Source organism: Kerstersia sp., assembly GCF_052103615.1.
Taxonomy (GTDB): Bacteria; Pseudomonadota; Gammaproteobacteria; order Burkholderiales; family Burkholderiaceae_B; genus Kerstersia.
In genome coordinates this window covers 73983-91086 of sequence record NZ_JBQEKA010000003.1, presented here as the reverse complement: position 1 = coordinate 91086, position 17104 = coordinate 73983, and the positions used below count along the sequence as shown (strand labels likewise).

Genomic DNA, 17104 nt, shown 5'->3' with positions numbered 1-17104 from the left:
TCAGCCCTTGTGCTGGGTCCGTACCAGGGTTTTGATGAGTTCCAGGGCAAGACGCTGGTTCTCTGGCGTCAGATTGCGGAACCAGCGCCGCAGCTCCATGTAGTCATCTGTGGCGGCCGGGTCTGGGGGCTGCCCCAGGCTTTGAGCGTAGTGGCGCAAGGCCTGGTCGCTATCGGCGACGATTTGCGGCGCCGCCTCGGCCGCGGGCGCGCCGGCGAATAGCTCTCCGATGCCCACCTGCAAACTATTGGCGAGACGGGCGAGCATGTCCAGCGAGGGCGTGCGCTCGTCATTTTCAATGCGGGAAACGGTGCTGGCGGCAGTGTCCAGCTCCAGGGCGAGCTCTTCTTGCGTCAGCCCGCGCTCACGCCGGAGTTTCCGTATTTTTTCACCTATCTTCATGTAGCCCATTTTCCGGGTCATTTTGCCTGGGAGGCAAAGCCTTTGAGGCAAAATAGGTGGGCTTTCATTTGCCTGAATGGCACGTTTCTGCCATATGAAAAGTCATGGGCCGTTTGTTGCCGCGGCGGCATGGAAAGGCAGCCTGCCCGGGTGCAACACGGCGGCAGGCACGCGATAATGGCGCTATCGCTACGGCGCGTGCCGCCGCTATTCCTGGAGCTTCAAGAATGTCCAAACCTGCAAGTGCCGCACCGGAAGATCCCGTTGCCGCCGTTCCTGCGTCTGAACGCAGCTTGCGCACCCGCCTGATGCATATCGGCAGCGCGCCCTTCGATGCCGACGGAGTGGCGCCAGTCAGCCTGCCCCCTATGCGTGCCAGCACCGTGCGTTTTGCCGATCTGGCGGCCCTGGAGAATGCGCAGCGGCGCAAGGCTGCCGGTGAGCGCGCTGTGACCTACGGGCGTTCCGGCATGGATACGCACCGGGCGCTGGAAGATGCGTTCGTGGCCATGGAAGGCGGCAGCCACTGTGTGCTGGCGCCCTCTGGCCTGGCGGCCCTGACGCTGGTCTTCTTTACCTTGCTGGGCGCGGGCGATCATGCTTTGGTGGTGGACAGCGTCTATGGCCCGGTGCGCCATTTCGACAATATGCTGCTCAAGAAAATGGGGGTGGAACTGACCTATTTCACGCCAGGGGTCGATGATCTGGAAAGCCTGATCCGGCCGAATACCCGCTTGCTGTATCTGGAGTCGCCCGGCTCCCTGCTGTTGCGCATGCTGGATTTGCCCGCCCTGGCGGAGATCGGCCATCGTCATGGTTTGCTGGTCGCGGCGGATAACACCTGGGGGTCTGGCCATGCCTATCATCCGCTGGCGCTGGGGGCGGACATCTCCATGGTGGCAGGCACCAAATATGTGGGCGGGCATTCCGACTTGATGCTGGGCGCGGTCGTGACCCGTGATGCGGCCCTGGGAGACCGTCTCAGCCGTACCCAGTACGCGCTGGGCTATGCCCTGAGCGCCGATGACGCCTGGCTGGCGCTGCGCGGTTTACGCACCCTGCCCCTGCGCATGACTGAACAAGCGCGCAGCGCCTTGCGCATCTGCGAGTTCCTGGCCGGCCGCCCGGAAACGCGGGCCATCTACCATCCGGCCTGGCCGGGCGATGCGGGCCATGCGCTCTGGCAGCGTGACGCGCAAGGGTCTAATGGTTTGCTGACGGTCGCGCTGAATTTGTCCCATGATGAGGGCCGGCGCTTTGTCGATGCCCTGACATTGTTCGGCATCGGATTTTCCTGGGGCGGCTTCGAGAGCCTGGTGCAGTGGGTGGAGCCTTCCCTGGCGGCCTTGCAGCGTGATGGCGCCGAATTGCCGGGCGCGACCTTGATACGCTTGCAGATTGGCCTGGAGGACGTGGAAGAGCTGACGGCGGATTTGGGCCGGGCGCTGGATCTCGCGGCCCAGGCCTGAGCGCGGCATTGGCGAGGCGCCAGCGCCCCGCTGCTAGCGGCAGGATGCTGTCCCGGAAGGGGCCTGCGGGCCGCCGCCCGGACGGACTAAAAAAATGGCCAGCGGCATATGCCGCTGGCCATTTTCTTGCCTGGGCGCCCGCGATGGGGCGCCGCGGGCAACGATGGGCGCAGAGGGATGTAAGGACGTAGAGGGCGGGCGGTGTGGGCCGGGCAAGAGCCCGGCGCGGCAGCGCTTGGCCTGCGCGCTGGCTTACTTGGCGAGTTTGGCGCGTTCCTGTTGCACCAGGCGCTCGGTTTCCTGGACGCTTTCCTGGTAACCGCCTGCCTGCGCGGGCGAGGTCTGGTAACGGCCATTGACGATGATGGTAGGCGTGCTGTTGATGCTGTAGATCTTGGCCAGCTCGTCGGCGCGGGAAACCTGGCTGCTGACGCCCATCGAATCGAAAGCGCCTTCAAAGGCCTTGCGGTCCACGCCGTGCTCCACGGCCCAGTCGGCCATTTCCTTGCGGGTGAACAGGCGTTTGCGCTCGTCATGCAGGGCGGTGAAATACTTTTCGTGCAGATCGGGGCGATCCAGGGCCGCCAGCGTGTAGTACATCTGCTGCATGGGGCGGCTGCGGCTGTCGCCGCCCAGCGGCACATGCATGAAATTGACATCCTGGGGCAGATCCTTGGCCCAGGCATTGATCATCGGATCCAGCAGTTTGCAGTGGATGCAGGTATAGGCGAAGAATTCCAACACTTCCACTTGCCCCGGGCTGTCGGTGCGCTGGGGGGCTTGCAGTTCCACGGAACGGGCGGTTTGGGCCTGGCTCAACGGAGCAACGGCCGCGCCGAGCATGAGTGTGGCGGCGGCAAGCAGACGGGAAAAAGAGAAAGTCATGTTGGACAGTTCCTGGCTGAGTGAAGGAGGAATGATACGACAGGAATATGGCGGCACAAGCACAATGCGTGATGTGCCGAGGCGGTTGGACAGCAGACGCCGCCAGCGGTTCCCGGCGGCCCCAGGCGCCGCCGCTTTGTCTATGGGTGGACTTTGGGGGGGGCCTTGGGTGCATTGGGTGCCGCATGGCGGCATCCGGAGCCAATGGAGCGAATGAAGCCAGTGGCCGACTGGCGGCGGCCCCGGCCAGCCTGCGCCCTGCTCCTGCCTGGCGCGGGTTGGCGGGATAGACGGTTGCTTATTGGCGGACGACGGTCGAGCTGACGTTTTCTTCGGTCAGGCGGGCCCGGGTACGGTTCATGTCGGCAAGCTGCGTGTAGGGGCCGACGCGCACACGGTTAACCTGCAGGCCGTTGACTTCGGCGCGCTGGATTTGCACCGGCAGGCCCAGCAGCAGCATGCGGGCGCGCAGGGCTTCCGCATCTTCAAGCACCTGGAAGGAGCCGATTTGCAGGAAGTAGGCGCTGGCGGCCGCGCCGTTGGCTGGCTTGGGCAAGGCGGCGGGCGCGGGTACTGGCGCCGCATCGGAGGGCCGCGCCGATGATGTCCGGCTGGGCAAGGAAGCGATCAGGGCGCCCAGGTCGTCGCCATTGCCATTGGCTGCTGGCGTGGCTGGCGCGGGCGCCGGGGCTGGCGTCTGGCCCGGTGCCGGCAGCGCGGCAATGGGGCCAGTGTTGTTAGCCGGCGCGGGGGTGCTGGGCAGTTGAATGCGCGTATCGGGCGGCGTCAGGTTGGCGTTCTGCAAGGCGCGGTTCGGGTCTGGCAGATTGACGCCGCCCTGGGTGGCCGTTTGCAAGGGGCTGGTGGCGGGCGCTGGCGCCCGTCCTGCGCGGTCAACGAAGGGAACTGGGGCCTTGGTGACATAAAAGGCCACGACAGCGGCCACGACCAGGCCCAGCAACAGCCCGGCCAGCAGCCCGTAGATGGTGCTGCCGCCTTGGCCGGAAGAACGGGAAGAGCGTTTTGCCATGAAAACTCGTTACATGCGTTGGGGCGCGGCGACACCCAGCAGGGCCAGGCCGTTGGCCAGGACCTGGCGCGTCGCGTCCGCCAGGCGCAGACGCGCATCGCGCAGCACCGCGTCATCGACACGGACGCGCTCGGCGTTGTACCAGGCGTGGAAATCGGCAGCGCAATCACGCAACCAGAAAGCGACCAGGTGGGGCGACAGCTCCTGGGCGGCGAGGGAAACCAGCGCCGGGAATTCGGAGAGCCGCTGCAGCAGGGCGATTTCGGTCGGCGCGACCAGCGGTGCGGCATCTGCCTGTTGCAGGGCGCCAGCGTCGGCCTGGGCCTGTTCCAGCATCGAGCAGATGCGCGCATGGGCGTACTGAATGTAATAGACCGGGTTTTCTTCGCTTTGCGAACGGGCCAGGTCGATATCGAAGGTGAATTCGGTATCGGCGCGGCGCTGGATCAGGAAGAAGCGCACCGCATCGCGGCCAACCCAGTCGATCAGGTCACGCAGCGTGACGTAGCTGCCAGCGCGTTTGGAAATCTTCACTTCCTGGCCGCCGCGCACGACCTTCACCATCTTGTGCAGGATGTAGGCGGGGAAGTCTTTGGGGATACCGATATCCAGGCCTTGCAGCCCGGCGCGCACGCGCGCCACGGTGCCGTGGTGGTCACTGCCCTGGATATTGATGGCCTTGTGGAAGCCGCGCTCCCATTTGGCTTCGTGATACGCGACGTCCGGCACGAAGTAGGTGTAACCCCCTTCTGCCTTGCGCATGACGCGGTCTTTATCGTCACCCGTGCCCAGTTCGGTGGTGCGCAGCCACAGCGCGCCGTCCATTTCATAGGTGTGGCCTTTGTCGATCAGGCGCTGCACCGTATTGTTCACCCGGCCGCTGGTATAGAGCGAGCTTTCCAGGTAATAGTTGTCGAACTTCAGGCCAAAGGCCTGCAGGTCGAGATCCTGCTCGTTGCGCAGGTAGGTCACGGCGAAGCGGCGGATGGCGTCGAGGTCATCCAGATCGCCGGTGCCGGTGACCGGGACGCCGTCAGAAGCCTGTACCGTCTTGCCCGCCAGATAATCATTGGCGATATCGACGATGTAGTCGCCGCGGTAGCCGTCTGCCGGGTAGCTGGCGTCATCCGGGGAAATGCCGCGCGCGCGTGCCTGAACGCTAATGGCCAGATTGTCGATCTGGTTGCCTGCGTCGTTGTAATAGAACTCGCGGGTCACGTCATAGCCGTGAGCGTCGAACAGGCGGCACAGGGCATCGCCCAGCGCTGCCTGGCGGGCATGGCCGACATGCAAGGGGCCGGTCGGGTTGGCCGAAACGAATTCGACCAGCACTTTCTCGTCGCGGCGGGGTGCGCGGCCGTATTGGTCGCGCTGCCCGGCAATGGCGCCCAGCACGGCTTGATGCGCCACGGGCGCCAGCCGGAAATTGATGAAACCGGGGCCTGCCACTTCGGCGCCGGCCAGCAGATTTTCCGTTTGCGGATCGGCCAGCAGATGGTCAACGATGGCTTGCGCCAGCTCGCGCGGGTTGCGGCGCGCCGGTTTGGCGAGCTGCATGGCGACGTTGCAGGCGGCATCGCCGTGCGCGGCGACTTTCGGACGCTCCAGCTGGATGCTGGGCTGCGCTTCGGGCAGCAGTGCGCTGACGGCTGCCTGGATGCGGGAGATCAGTAGATTCTGTTGCTCGGGGAGCATGGGAGCGGATTCGAAAAAGAGAAGTGCAATCGGGGAATGATAGCCTGATTCCCGCAGCGGGCGTGCAACAGGGAACGACAGAATGCCAAGGAGCGTAAGGAGTGTGCAGCGGCTTGCGCCATTCCTGCGCCGAATGTGAATGTTCAAATACAAAAAGTATCGTTTGAAATACCGGCAGCTGTTTTTACGATGAAAAGCCGCCCATCTGTCCAGGGATGGGCGTTAACGGAATTTCTGATGGAATTTCTGACGACGTTTCTGGCGAAGTGTCTGACTTTTCATTCTTGGGAACGGATTCATGTCTCTTTCTTTGGCGCCGGCCGCCGGCAGCAGCAAGGTGGCCGGGACGGCAGCGGGGGATCTGGCCGGGCTGCGCCAGCGCGCGGCAGCCCTGTTGCCCGACTTGCGCGCAGGCGCGGCAGACCGGGAGCGTGAGCGGCAGTTGCCGCACGCGCTGGTGCGCCGCATTGCGGCCGAGGGCCTATATACCTTTCGCATTCCCCGGGCCTATGGCGGCAGTGGCACCACGGTGCAGGAGGTGATCCGTTTCGTCATGGATGTCGCGGCGGCGGATTCCAATGTGGCCCAGGCGTTGCGGCCTGGCTTTCTCTTCATCGAGAATCTGTTGTCCGGGGGTGACGAAGCCAGCCGCCAGCGGTGGTTCCCGCGCTATCTGGCTGGCGCGGTGGTGGCCAATGCGGGCTGGGAACGTGGCGGCGCCAATGGCGCGATCAGCAGCGTGCTGGTGCGGGAAGCGGGGCATTACCGTGTTAGCGGTACCAAGTACTACAGCACCGGCGCGCTCTATGCGGACTGGATTCAGGCGGCGGCCTTGGATGAGTCGGGGGCAGAAGTCCGTTTTATTGTTCCCAGCGATCGTGATGGCGTGGAGCGGGTCGATGATTTCGATGCCATGGGGCAGCGTCTGACTGCCAGCGGCACGACGCTTCTGCGCAATGTCCGGGTGGATGAGGAAGACCTGATTCCATCGCCCTTGTTTCGTGACGGGCAGGCGCGGCGCACCATCGTGACGCCGTTTGCCCAGTTATTTCTAGGGGCGGTCGAAGCGGGCATCGCCCGCAATGCGCTGGATGATGCTGTGCTTTTTGCTCGCCATCATGCCAGGCCGATCAAGCACAGCAGCGCCAGCCGCTCGGTAGAAGACCCTTATGTGGTGGGCGCGGTGGGGGAAATTTCCGCCCAGGCCTTTGCGGCCGAGGCCGTTGTGCTGAGGGCGGCCGCGGCGATAGACCATGCCTGGGAAGCGGGCTTGTCCCATGATGCCGTATTGCAGGCATCCATTGATGTGGCGCAGGCCCAGTACATTGCGGCGAATGCGGCGCTCAAGGCAGCCGAGCGCGTCTTTGATGTAGGCAGCGCCTCCGCGACGGCGCGCTCCCATAATTTGGATCGCCATTGGCGCAATGCGCGCACGGTGGCCAATCACAATCCGCGTGATTGGAAAGCTGCGGCCGTGGGCGCTTTCCGGCTGACCGGGGCAGAACCGCCGCTCTCCGGGCTGTTCTGAGGGACGGCGAGACGGGAGAGCGGCGGCGATGCCACAGTGGTGCCTCAGTGATGCCGGGCCTGCCGCTCAGCGTGGCGGCGGAGCGCGTTTGGGTTGCGGTGAAGGCTGCCCGCGCTGGTTGAGCCAGGCCTGATAGGCCGCCATGTCCACTGTTCCGGTGACGCTGCCGGGCGCCTGCATCCAGTCAGGCAGGCGTTCGATGAAGGCTTCGGTGGCCTCGCGGGGGCCGCGTCCCAGGGCGGCATGGTCGGCCTGGCTGTCCAGCCAGGGACGGCCGTCGGCGTGGTGCAACGGCCTGTCCTGGCCGGTCTTGCGGTAGAACACGTTGCGCTCGTCATGCAGCAAAGGCTGGCTCACCGTGGCGTGTTCGGCGGGCAAGGGGAGCAGCGGCACGCCTGCCGCCCGGGCTTGCCAGTGCATCCAGGCCAGGGCCACATCCGACAGGTCGCCGCGCGCGGCCTCGGGGGTGGCGGATGACTGATAGCCGCCGCCTATGTCCGCATGGGCACCGATGAACGGCAGTTCCGCCACATTGGCCTGCCCCTGGCCGAGACTGTTGGCCGGAAACAGGTAGCGGTGCTCATGAAGCGCCACCGCGTGCGCGATCCACTGCCACGCAGGGCTGGCGCCGAGCAGGTAATTGGTGTTGTCGCGCCCGTTCACGCCGAATTGCGCCACGGTATCGAACAAGCCCATGAATCGCAGGTCTATGCAGGCGGAAACCGTGCCCATGGACGGGTCATAAGCCCAGAAACGCTGGTTGCTGACATGGGCTGCAATCTGGTTGGCGAAATGCTGGGCCAGCGCCGCGCCGCGCGAATATCCCAGCAGATCAATGGCGGCGGGCTGCTGCTGCCATTGGCGTCCGGCTGTGGCGAGGTCGGCCAGCAGGCGTTCCCATTGAGTGCTGAGGATATGGCCGGCGCGGCTGGCAGTGGCTGTGTCCCAGGCGCTGTCGCCCGGACCAGGCTGGTAATGGCGGCCGTCAGGATACAGCTGGTGCAGCAGCCAGACATTGGTGCGCGAGGCTGGCGTGTTGCGGGTGCCGTCAAAGGCGTAGAGCAGCATGCCGCTGGGGTCGGCATATTGCCGCGGGCGCTGGGCGGCGTAGCCGTAGGCATCATGGCCGGGCAAGGGGCCTAGCGGATCCGGCTCCAGGTAGCTGCCGGTGGCGGGGTCATAGGTGCGCATGCCATTGTCATACCAGGGCAGGTCGGGGTCGGCGTGCTGGCCAGGATAGCGGTGCGAGGGGCCAGGCCCGCCGGATTCGCGCAGGAGCCGTCCGAAGACGTCGAATTCCGCCTGCCAGGCCAACTGGCCCTGGCTGTCGCTGAGCGCGCGCGGCAGGCCTTGGGCGTCGGTATGGATGAAGCCCAGGCGTGTTTCCCCGGCGGCGCCATAGCGCAGCCAGGCAACCGGAATCTGTCCGATATAAAGATAGCGTTCCGTGATGCGCGTGCCGGTGCTGGCGCTAGCGCTAGCCAGGGCGGTGCGCAGTCCTTGGGGATCGTAAAGATAATGAATGGCTGCCGGCCCGCTGCCGCGGCGGATACGCTGGCCGTGGGCGTTGTTGAGGTACTCGATGGTCAGTTGGCTTGCCGGGTGCCGGGCCTGCCGCAGGCGGCGTTGCGGATCGTAAGCCAGTTGCCAGCCGCCGCGCTGCAAGGGCAGGCCGCTGGCATCCTCGGTGAGCGGCGGCAGCGGCAAGGACCAGGCGCCGCCGGGCAAGGGCGCGCTGGCGGACGGGCGCAGCCCTTGCAGGCTGCCGTCGGCATGCCAGGCCAGATACGTGGCGCTGGCCGCAGGCGCAGGCAAGGATGCGGCCTCTGGTGTTGCGGCTGCAATCACCGCGAGGCGGCCCGAGGCATCGTAAGCGTACCGAAAGTGCTGGCGCCAGTGGCCGGTCTGGATCTGTTCGGCAGCAAGGCGGCCTGCCGGGTCCAGGCGGATGGCCTGCGCCAGCAGGGGCGTGCGCGCGCCAGGCAGGGCGCTGATGAGCGCGCGCAGGCCCTGCGCGTCGCGTTGGCCCAGTGTGTGCACGCCATTGCCGGTGCGATAGCCAGCCTGTCCGGGTAGGGTTTGCAGAATCAGGTGGCGCTGGCCCTGGCTGTCCTGCCATTCCAGGCGGTGCAGGCGGCCGCGCTGCCACGCATAGGACAGCAGGCCGCCTTCGGGCAAGTAGTGGCGTGCCAGCCTGCCATCAGGGTGATAGTCATAGCGGTCAGTCAGCGTGAGCGCCGGTGTCTGGTCATCGCCGGGGCGCTGGATATGGCGGGCGCGCAGGCGGCCGGCGGCATCGTACTTGCGTTGCTCGCTTTCATGCGGATGGGCCAGCTCCAGCAGCTGGCCATGCTGCCATGCCAGGCGGGTGTGCAGCGCGGCCGGCGTGGCGATTGCAGACGTAGAGGGGCTGGAAGGGCTGGAAGGGCTGTGAGGGCTGTGAGGGCTGGAAGGGCTGGAAGGGGCAGGAGGCGGCAGCGGATGCAAGGCCGCCAGGTGGGTGGGCAGGCCCTGGGCATCATAGCGGGCACGCCAGCGGTCGCCGTTGGCATAACGGATGTCATGCTGCCAGAAGGGCGGCCCAGGGTGAGACTCTGTGGAAGGTTCAGGCGGACGCTTGGTGCGGGTGTCGGTGAAGTGCTTGGTAGCGTGTTCGGTGAAGTGTTCGGTGACGTGCTCGGCCAAGCGTTTAGTGAAGCGCTCAGTGACAGGTTCGTGGCGGTGTTCAGTGGGGGGTTCGGCGGGTTGTTCGGCGATGGGCTCGGCGAGGGGCTTGGCGGAGGACTTTATGGGAGGGGCAGGAAGGAGGCCGGGGAGGCTGTCTGAGGGATGGGCAGGGGCCCTTCCCGCCGCGCGGTTTGCGCTGGCCGTGTCCGGGCCGCTGGCTTGCATGGGTTGAAGGGGCGGGGCATGACGCCAGCGGGTCAGGCCAGTGCGGTGGCTGTAGCTGGCGCTGGGGCGGCCTGCGGCGTCAAAGCGCAGGCGCAGGCCGGGCCAGCCGCTGCCGGAGAGTGCGAGTTCACGCACGGCGCCGTTCGGATGGCGGCGCAGGCGCAGGCCGTTGAGGCCATTAAGGCCATTAAGGCCGCTCAGCCGTCCGGCGGCATCATATTGCGCTTGCAGGCCGGGGGCGGCGCAGCCGGGGCAGGGCGCGCCTGAAATCCGGGAGAGCAGATAGCGGCTGCCATACCGCAGATAATGGACATCGGTCGTGCCCTGCGGGCCGCGCACGCGGGTCAGCCCTGCGTGCGAGCCGTGCGCGGGTTCCCGGTATTCCAGGTGCCAGGCCGCTGTGGCCTGGCCGTCGGCGCCGAGATATTCCAGGCGTATGACTCGGGCGTCAGGGTCGTAATGCCAGCGCCGTTGCCAGCGTGCCGCATGGCCGGGCGCGGACAGGCCGCTGGCAGTAATGGCCAGGGGATGGCCGGACTGCAAAGCGGGGTCGTGCGCATAATGACGCTGCATGCCGTCGGGGCGCTCCACGCGGCTTAGCCGCCAGCCCTCAGGCACGGCGTCATGGTGGTAGCGGAAGCGGCCCAGCGGAGTGTCTATGCTGTGCAGCCGGGGCGACCGCCCGGTTTCGTGCTGGTAATGGAAAATCAGTTGCCGGTCAGGCGTTGCCCCATGGGCAGCCAGCAGCCTGCCATCCGCAGCGCGGTCTAGCCGGGCCAGCAGCCGCCCATCGGGCCGGCGCAGACTGACCAGCCAGCCATCGCGGCGGAAGTCCAGCCGTGATCCGTCAGGCCAGCGCCATTGCCAGCCGCCTGCTGGCTCGTGTGTTTGCCGGTCTGCTGGCGCATTGGTTTGTGTATCGGTAGGCGCAGCGGTTTGTGCATCGGTCGGTGCAGCGGTAGGAGCATCGGCTGGTGCGTCCGCTGGGGCATGGGTTTGTTCTTCTGTTTGCAGATGCAGGCTGCCTTGCCCCTCGTGCTGGCAAACGGTCAGGCCGGCGGCGCAAGTGAAGTGCAGGCGGCTGCCATCGGCCTGGATCAGTTGCAGGTGGTTGGCCAGGCGATACAGCCGCAGGTCATAGGAAAATTGCCAGGCGGCGCCAGGGCTGGCATGGCGGCGCGGGTCGGCGCTGTTGTAGTAGCGCACGAGTTCCAGGCCTGGCGCCTGCGGGTGTGCCGGCAGATCCGTATCGCGCAGGAATTTCCGGCCGCTGGCCAGATGCACCGGGTTGTCCAGCCCCAGGTTCAGCGCGGGTTCGGCTGCGCCGGGCGCGGTCAGCCCAGGGCCGGGGCAGGGCTGGCCCAGCTGCATGGCGGGGCATGAGAGGCGGGATGCGGCTGGCGCCTGGGCGTCCGCTGCCAGAGGCAGAACGGGCAGCAGGGCGAAGAACAGGCCGCTCAGGATATGATGGCAGTATGGGACGCGGTCTGGCGGCGCGCGCCGCTGGGCAGGCTGTCTGGTCATGATGGCAGGCGGGCGGCAAGGCCGGTCAAGTTGCAGGGCTACTGGCAGGGCGAGTGGCAGGGCGGGCAGGGCGGGCAGGGCGCGGACAGCCAGGGATTGGCTGTCTCAGCGGCAAGTGCCTGCCGGTATCATGCGGCCGCGGCGTCCCAGGCAGGCTGACGAATGAACAGATTCATCCACGGAGGAAAATACCTATGCTGGTGACATTTCAATCAAAAGCGGCATCTGATGTTCTGATGCTGGACAAGCACGCGCTCGCCGTGATGCATGCGGCGGGCCGGCTGGTGACTGAAGCGGACCTCAAGCGCGGCGTTTTCAGTGTGGAGCAGTTGCCGGGCGCGATTGCCGCGCTGGAAGCGGCAATCGCTGCCGAAGCGCCTGCCGAGGAATCCGAGGATGGCGACCAGGACCCCGTGCATCCGATGGCGCAGGCGGTCAGTCTGAAGCAGCGCGCTTTCCCGCTGCTGGACATGCTGCGCAAGGCCCGGGAGACGGAAGTGCCCGTGCTGTGGGAGGCCGGTTCGGCCTGGTAAACCGCGCTTGCGCGGCATGGCCGTTCAGGGGGCGCGCCGCTGCGGGTCTTGCAGCGGGCCGCCTGGGCGGCCAGGGTGCCGCTATCGTCCGGGCCGCAGCGGCCTGATGGGGCGGGTGTTTCCATTCGGTGCGAAAGTTGTGGATATTCGCTACCATGCGACGTTATTCACACCCCGGACGTACTGAAAGATAGCGATATGACGACTCCAACCCCCCGCCGAGGCCCAGGGCGTCCGGCAGGCGAACGCGATACCCGTTCCCTGATTCTGGATGCGGCTGAACAGCTGTTTGCGAGCCAGGGCTATGCTGCGACCTCGACGCGAGAGATCGCCGCAGCGGCAGGTGTGCGTCAATCCATGATCGCGTACTACTTTCAATCCAAGCAGGTATTGTTCGAAGAAGTCTTCACCCGCCGGGGCAACTGGCTGGGTGAGCAGCGCATGCGCAGCCTGGATGAATTGCTGGCCAGGACGGCAGGCGCGCCAACCGTGCGCGAACTGTTGCACGCCTACCTGCAGCCGCAGTTCGACATGAAGGCCAGCGGCCCTGGCGGGCTGGCCTTCGTCAGACTGCAGGCGCGTTTGCACAACGAGCCGGAAGAAATGGCATTCCAATTGCGCCGCAAGGTCTATGACGCTTCCTCCAAGCGTTATATCGCGGTGCTGGAGCAGCTTTTGCCCGATGTGCATGCCGAAGATCTGGCCTGGCGTTTCGTCTTTCTGATTGGCGCCTATCTGTACATGCTGTCGGATGTGGATCGCCTGGCGGATTTGTCTGGCGGGCGGTTCCAGCACAATGGCGACACCAGTGAATTGCTGGCGCGGCTGACGAATTTCCTATCTACCGGGATGATGGCGCCGACGACGGCAATACCGGCACCGGCACCAGCGCCAGCGGCGCGGCGGCGCAAGGCGGTCGCGCAGCGCTAAGTCCTGCTGCGCCCAACGCATCACAACGCACCACAACGTATTACAGCGCGTCGCAACGCGCCCCAGCGCGGGCGGCGGCCCGCCCGGTTTATTTTCCTATACCCACCTGTCTGTATCGTCAATGCAGGCATATCCTGAATGAGGGAAGTTCGATTTTGGCCTTTAATTGGTCGTTCGAATGAACAATTAATTGCGAGGCCGTCTCGCGACGCTGCAATGCGGCCGGCTCCCATCCTTTTGTTTCCTGCTTGTCCTGACGATAAAGGTGAACACGATGATAAGAAAATGGCTTGCTGCGACCGCTATGTTGCTACCCGCCCTGGCCTGTGCCCAGCCCGGGGCCGATTGGTGGCCGGTGACGGTGGAGGATTTGAGCGCGGGACAGGCGCGCCAGCTGGAATATACGCCCCAGGAGCATGCTGCCCGGCCTTGGAAAATCTGCGCCCTGTTCCCGCATATGAAAGACACCATCTGGCTGGCGGTGGACTACGGGATTGTCGAAGAAGCCAAGCGGCAAGGCGTGGGCGTGACGGTGTATCAAGCTGGCGGGTATGAAAACCTGCCCAAGCAACTGTCGCAGTTCGATGATTGCATGGCATCCGATTTCGATGCGCTGATTGTCGGCGCGATTTCCGAAGCCGGGCTGGCGCGCAAATTCCGCGAAGCGCAGCGCGCGGGCAAGCCCGTGATCGCAGTGTTGAACCCGGTGGACAAGGCGCCGACAGCGGCCAAGGTGTTTGCTGACAACACCATCATGGGTGAGCAGACTGGCCGCTATCTGGCCGATAGCCTGGGGGATGCGCAGGCGCGCATCGTGGCGCTGCCCGGGCCTGCCGGGTCGGGCTGGGCCGAACAGTTTGCTACGGGTTTCAAGCGCGTGGTCGATGCCAGCCCCAAGCTGGAACTGCTGGATGAAAAATATGGGGATACCGGCGTGGCGGTGCAATTGCGCCTGGTGCAAAACGCCTTGCAGGCCTACCCCGATCTGAATGTGCTGTGGGGCAGTGCGACGATGGTGGAAGCCGCCATTGGCGCGATTCGCGAGGCGGGCAGGGCCGATGTGAAGTTGCTGTCGGCCTATGAAAACCAGGCCATGCTGGATGCGCTCAACAAGGGGGAAATTGCCGGTTTTGCGACGCAGTACCCGGTATTGCAGGGCCGCCTGGCCGTGGATCTGGCAGTGCAGGTGCTGGAAGGCAAAACCGTGCCCGCCTATCTCAGCCCGATTCCCCGCATGGTGTCGCGTGAAAGCCTGCCGGAGATCCGGATGGAAGAAGTCCTGGCGCCGGCGGGATTCCGTGCCGAGTATTCGGTGGCGGCTCCCGCGGCACGCTGACAGGACACGGCCATGAGCACAGTCGAAACCAAGACCGGCGCGCCGTTGCTGCGCCTGGAGGGGATCGTCAAGACCTTTCCGGGTGTGCGGGCGCTCGATGGCGTGGATTTTGAGTTGCATGCCGGTGAGGTGCATGTGCTGTTCGGGGAGAATGGCGCAGGCAAGTCCACCATCATCAATATCATCGCCGGCACGTTCGGGCCGGATGCCGGGCGCTATCTGTTCGACGGCGCGCCGCTGACGCAGCTGACCCCGGTACGGGCCCGGCGCCTGGGCATTCAGCCGGTCTTCCAGGAGTTCAGCCTGGTGCCTGAGCTGAGCGTGGAACAAAACCTGTTCCTGGGGCGCGAACCTGCCCGGCTGGGGGTGCTGGATCGCGCCGCCATGCGCTCACGCGCCAGCGAAGTGCTGGCACGGCTGGGTTTCGAGCTGGATCCTGCCTGCCCGGTCAATCGCCTCTCGCGTGCCCGCCAGCAGATGGTCGAAATCGCCAAGGCCATGATGGCGGCCGGGCAGGGCAGCGGCGCCGCCACCGACACCAGAGTGTTGATCCTGGACGAACCGACGGCATCGCTGACGGATGCCGAAGCCGAGAAACTGTTCGGCCTGGTGGACCAGTTGCGCGAGCAGGGCGTGGCGATCATTTATGTCTCGCACCGGATGCGTGAAATCGCCCGTCTGGCCGACCGTGTGACGGTCTTGAGGGATGGCCGCCATATTGCGACCGTGCGCTGGCAAGATACCAGCGAGGCGCAATTGATCGAGTTGATGACCGGGCGCAAGGTGGGCGTGCTGTTCCCGGACATTCCGGCTGTGCCCGGGCCGGTCACGTTGCGTACCGAGGGCCTGACGCTGGAAGATGGCCGTGTGCGGGACGCCAGCATTGAAGCCCGTTCCGGTGAAATCGTCGGGATTGCCGGTCTGGTCGGGTGTGGCAAATCCGAATTGATCCGTGCCGTGTATGGCCTGGAACGTGTGGCAGCAGGACGAGTGCTGCAAGGGGAGGCCGTCATTAGCGCGCCGGACCCGTCCGGGTCGCTGCGCCGCGGGGTGTGCTATTTCCCCTCGGACCGGGCGCGTGAAGGCCTGGCGCTGAGCCGGCCTATCCGTGAAAACGCGTCGATGGCGGCGCTGGATACCGGGGCTTATGCGCGTGCCGGCATGCTGCGGCTGGGCGGAGAACACCGCCAGATCACCGATATCCTGACGCGGCTGCGATTGCGGCCGCCGCAGATCGAGCGCGCCGTCGGCGGGTTGTCCGGCGGCAACCGCCAGAAAGTGCTGCTGGCGCGCGGCATGACCCGCCCCATGGATATTTTCATGTTTGACGAGCCCACGGTAGGCATAGATGTCGGCGCCAAGCTGGAGGTCTATGGCTTGATGCAGGAGCTGGTGGCGGCTGGCAAGACAGTGGTGCTGGTGTCCTCGGAACTGCCCGAAGTCATGGGGCTGGCGCACCGCATTTATGTCATGCATGAGGGACGGGTCGTCGCCCATTTGCAGCGCGAGGAATTTTCGGAAGCCGCCATTCTGGCTCATTTTTTCGCGCGGCCCGCGCAACGGGAGGCGGCATGAATGCGATAGCGATGCAGGGGGCCTGGCGCCGCGTGGCGGCCCTGGATTTGTTGCCGGTGGCGATGGTGCTGGTTGCCGTGGCGCTGGCGCTGGCCGAGCCGCGTTTTCTGAGCGGGCAGAATCTGCTGAACCTGTTGCGCGGCGCAGCCTTGCTGATGATTGTGTCCATCGGGCAGATGCTGGTGCTGGTGTCACGGGGGTTTGATTTGTCCGTGGGGGCGGTCATGGCCCTGGTCAGTGTGGTCAGCGCCAGCGTGATGGTGCATGCCTCGGCGGCCCTGGGGCCGCAAGCCGGCGTGTTGCTGGGCGTCTTGGCCGGTTTGGGCGCCGGGGCGCTGGTCGGGCTGGTCAATGGCTTGTGCGTGGCGTGGCTGGGGATCGCGCCTTTCATGGTGACCTTGGCAACGGCATCCATGGCTGGCGGTTTGGCCTTGCTGCTGACCAATGGCATTCCGGTATATGGCTTGCCGGAAGGGTTTGTGGAGTGGGGGCGTTCCTTGTGGCTGGGTGTGCCTGCGGCCGTCTATCTGGCTGCGCTGGCCATCGGTCTGGTGGCCTGGGTGCAGGGCCGGACGGTGCTGGGCGTGCATCTGTACGCGGTGGGCGGCAATACGCAGGCGGCACGGGTATCCGGCCTGCCCGTGCGCCGCTGCCAGGTCCTGGTGTATGTCGCCTGCGCATTGCTGGCTGCGGTGGCCAGCCTGTTGCTGACGGCGCAGCTGGGGTCGGGCCAGGGTTCGCTGGAAGATACGATTGCGTTGCAGAGCATAGGCGCGGCGGTGATCGCGGGCGTGAGCCTGCAGGGCGGCGTGGGCAAGGCGGCGCGTGTGGCGCTGGGCGCGCTCTTTTTGCTGCTGCTTAATAACGCGATGGATCTGCTGCGGATACACAGCAAGGCCCAGGCCATTGTCATGGGGATATTCATCGTGCTGGTGGTCGCGCTGGAAGAGTTCCGCAAACATCGTGCCCAAGGAGGCCGCTCATGATCCGCACTTTGCAAACTGGCGCGGTGGCGCAGCGCTGCCGCGAGGGCGCGGCGTGCGCCGGCCGCAATGTGTTCTGGCTGCTGGCGCCCTTGCTGCTGCTGGGGCTGGCGCTGGTGGAGCCGCGCATTGTCTCCGGCCGCAATCTGCTGAACTTGCTGGTGCAGACCAGCTATATGGCGATATTCGCCACGGCGCAGATGGTCGTCATTCTGGCGCGGGGGTTCGACCTGTCACTGGGCGCCTGTGTGTCGCTGGTCAGCGTGTGCGCGTTCGCGCATAAACTGCGCCACTGAGCCATTCAAAGAACCGGTTACGGGGT

The 17104-nt window shown here is 65.5% G+C and carries 13 protein-coding genes; 8 read left to right on the top strand and 5 right to left on the bottom strand.

Annotated elements, in window-relative coordinates:
- Entirely contained in the window at positions 1 to 402 is a 402-nt protein-coding gene (locus ACTJGZ_RS01780) for a helix-turn-helix domain-containing protein (RefSeq protein ID WP_441661236.1), read from the bottom strand.
- Positions 403 to 629: 227 nt separating this feature from the next.
- Between ACTJGZ_RS01780 and metC the strand changes: the two genes are divergently transcribed.
- Entirely contained in the window at positions 630 to 1871 is a 1242-nt protein-coding gene (gene metC / locus ACTJGZ_RS01775; protein ID WP_441661235.1) for a cystathionine beta-lyase, read from the top strand.
- Positions 1872 to 2123: 252 nt separating this feature from the next.
- On the opposite strand, the gene ACTJGZ_RS01770 is transcribed toward metC, so the two are convergent.
- From ACTJGZ_RS01770 to argS, 3 genes are all read right to left on the bottom strand, one after another.
- The gene (locus tag ACTJGZ_RS01770) at positions 2124 to 2756 is read right to left on the bottom strand and encodes a thiol:disulfide interchange protein DsbA/DsbL (protein ID WP_441661234.1); all 633 of its coding nucleotides are present in this window, start codon (positions 2754 to 2756) and stop codon (positions 2124 to 2126) included.
- Positions 2757 to 3054: 298 nt separating this feature from the next.
- Positions 3055 to 3786, bottom strand: coding sequence for an SPOR domain-containing protein (locus ACTJGZ_RS01765; RefSeq protein WP_441661233.1), 732 nt, complete (start codon positions 3784 to 3786; stop codon positions 3055 to 3057).
- Between the two features lie 9 nt (positions 3787 to 3795).
- Positions 3796 to 5481, bottom strand: coding sequence for an arginine--tRNA ligase (gene argS, locus ACTJGZ_RS01760; RefSeq protein WP_441661232.1), 1686 nt, complete (start codon positions 5479 to 5481; stop codon positions 3796 to 3798).
- A 298-nt stretch (positions 5482 to 5779) separates the two neighbouring features.
- Here argS and ACTJGZ_RS01755 point away from each other — a divergent pair, with 298 nt between their 5' ends.
- Positions 5780 to 7009: an acyl-CoA dehydrogenase family protein gene (locus tag ACTJGZ_RS01755; protein ID WP_441661231.1), complete on the top strand. Its 1230-nt coding sequence runs from the start codon at positions 5780 to 5782 to the stop codon at positions 7007 to 7009.
- Between the two features lie 66 nt (positions 7010 to 7075).
- Here ACTJGZ_RS01755 and ACTJGZ_RS01750 read toward each other — a convergent pair whose 3' ends face one another.
- Entirely contained in the window at positions 7076 to 11425 is a 4350-nt protein-coding gene (locus ACTJGZ_RS01750) for a phospholipase effector Tle1 domain-containing protein (RefSeq protein WP_441661230.1), read from the bottom strand.
- A 194-nt stretch (positions 11426 to 11619) separates the two neighbouring features.
- On the opposite strand from ACTJGZ_RS01750, the gene ACTJGZ_RS01745 reads away from it, so the two are divergent.
- The 6 genes from ACTJGZ_RS01745 (at position 11620) to ACTJGZ_RS01720 (ending at position 17078) form a co-directional block, all read left to right on the top strand.
- Positions 11620 to 11958: a DUF1840 family protein gene (locus tag ACTJGZ_RS01745; protein WP_441661229.1), complete on the top strand. Its 339-nt coding sequence runs from the start codon at positions 11620 to 11622 to the stop codon at positions 11956 to 11958.
- Between the two features lie 198 nt (positions 11959 to 12156).
- Positions 12157 to 12888, top strand: coding sequence for a TetR/AcrR family transcriptional regulator (locus tag ACTJGZ_RS01740; protein WP_441661228.1), 732 nt, complete (start codon positions 12157 to 12159; stop codon positions 12886 to 12888).
- A 304-nt stretch (positions 12889 to 13192) separates the two neighbouring features.
- A complete protein-coding gene (torT, locus tag ACTJGZ_RS01735) occupies positions 13193 to 14224 on the top strand; it encodes a TMAO reductase system periplasmic protein TorT (RefSeq protein WP_441661227.1) in 1032 nt (343 codons plus the stop codon).
- Between the two features lie 12 nt (positions 14225 to 14236).
- Positions 14237 to 15799 (top strand): sugar ABC transporter ATP-binding protein, encoded by a 1563-nt coding sequence (locus ACTJGZ_RS01730; protein ID WP_441661226.1) that lies wholly within the window; start codon positions 14237 to 14239, stop codon positions 15797 to 15799.
- Complete coding sequence (locus tag ACTJGZ_RS01725) at positions 15796 to 16785, top strand: ABC transporter permease (protein WP_441661225.1); 990 nt, start codon at positions 15796 to 15798, stop codon at positions 16783 to 16785. The genes ACTJGZ_RS01730 and ACTJGZ_RS01725 overlap by 4 nt, the downstream gene beginning before the upstream one ends.
- Positions 16782 to 17078 carry a hypothetical protein gene (locus ACTJGZ_RS01720; RefSeq protein ID WP_441661224.1) on the top strand — a complete coding sequence of 99 codons (297 nt, stop codon included), beginning with the start codon at positions 16782 to 16784 and terminating at the stop codon, positions 17076 to 17078. The genes ACTJGZ_RS01725 and ACTJGZ_RS01720 overlap by 4 nt, the downstream gene beginning before the upstream one ends.
- Positions 17079 to 17104: the final 26 nt, after the last annotated feature.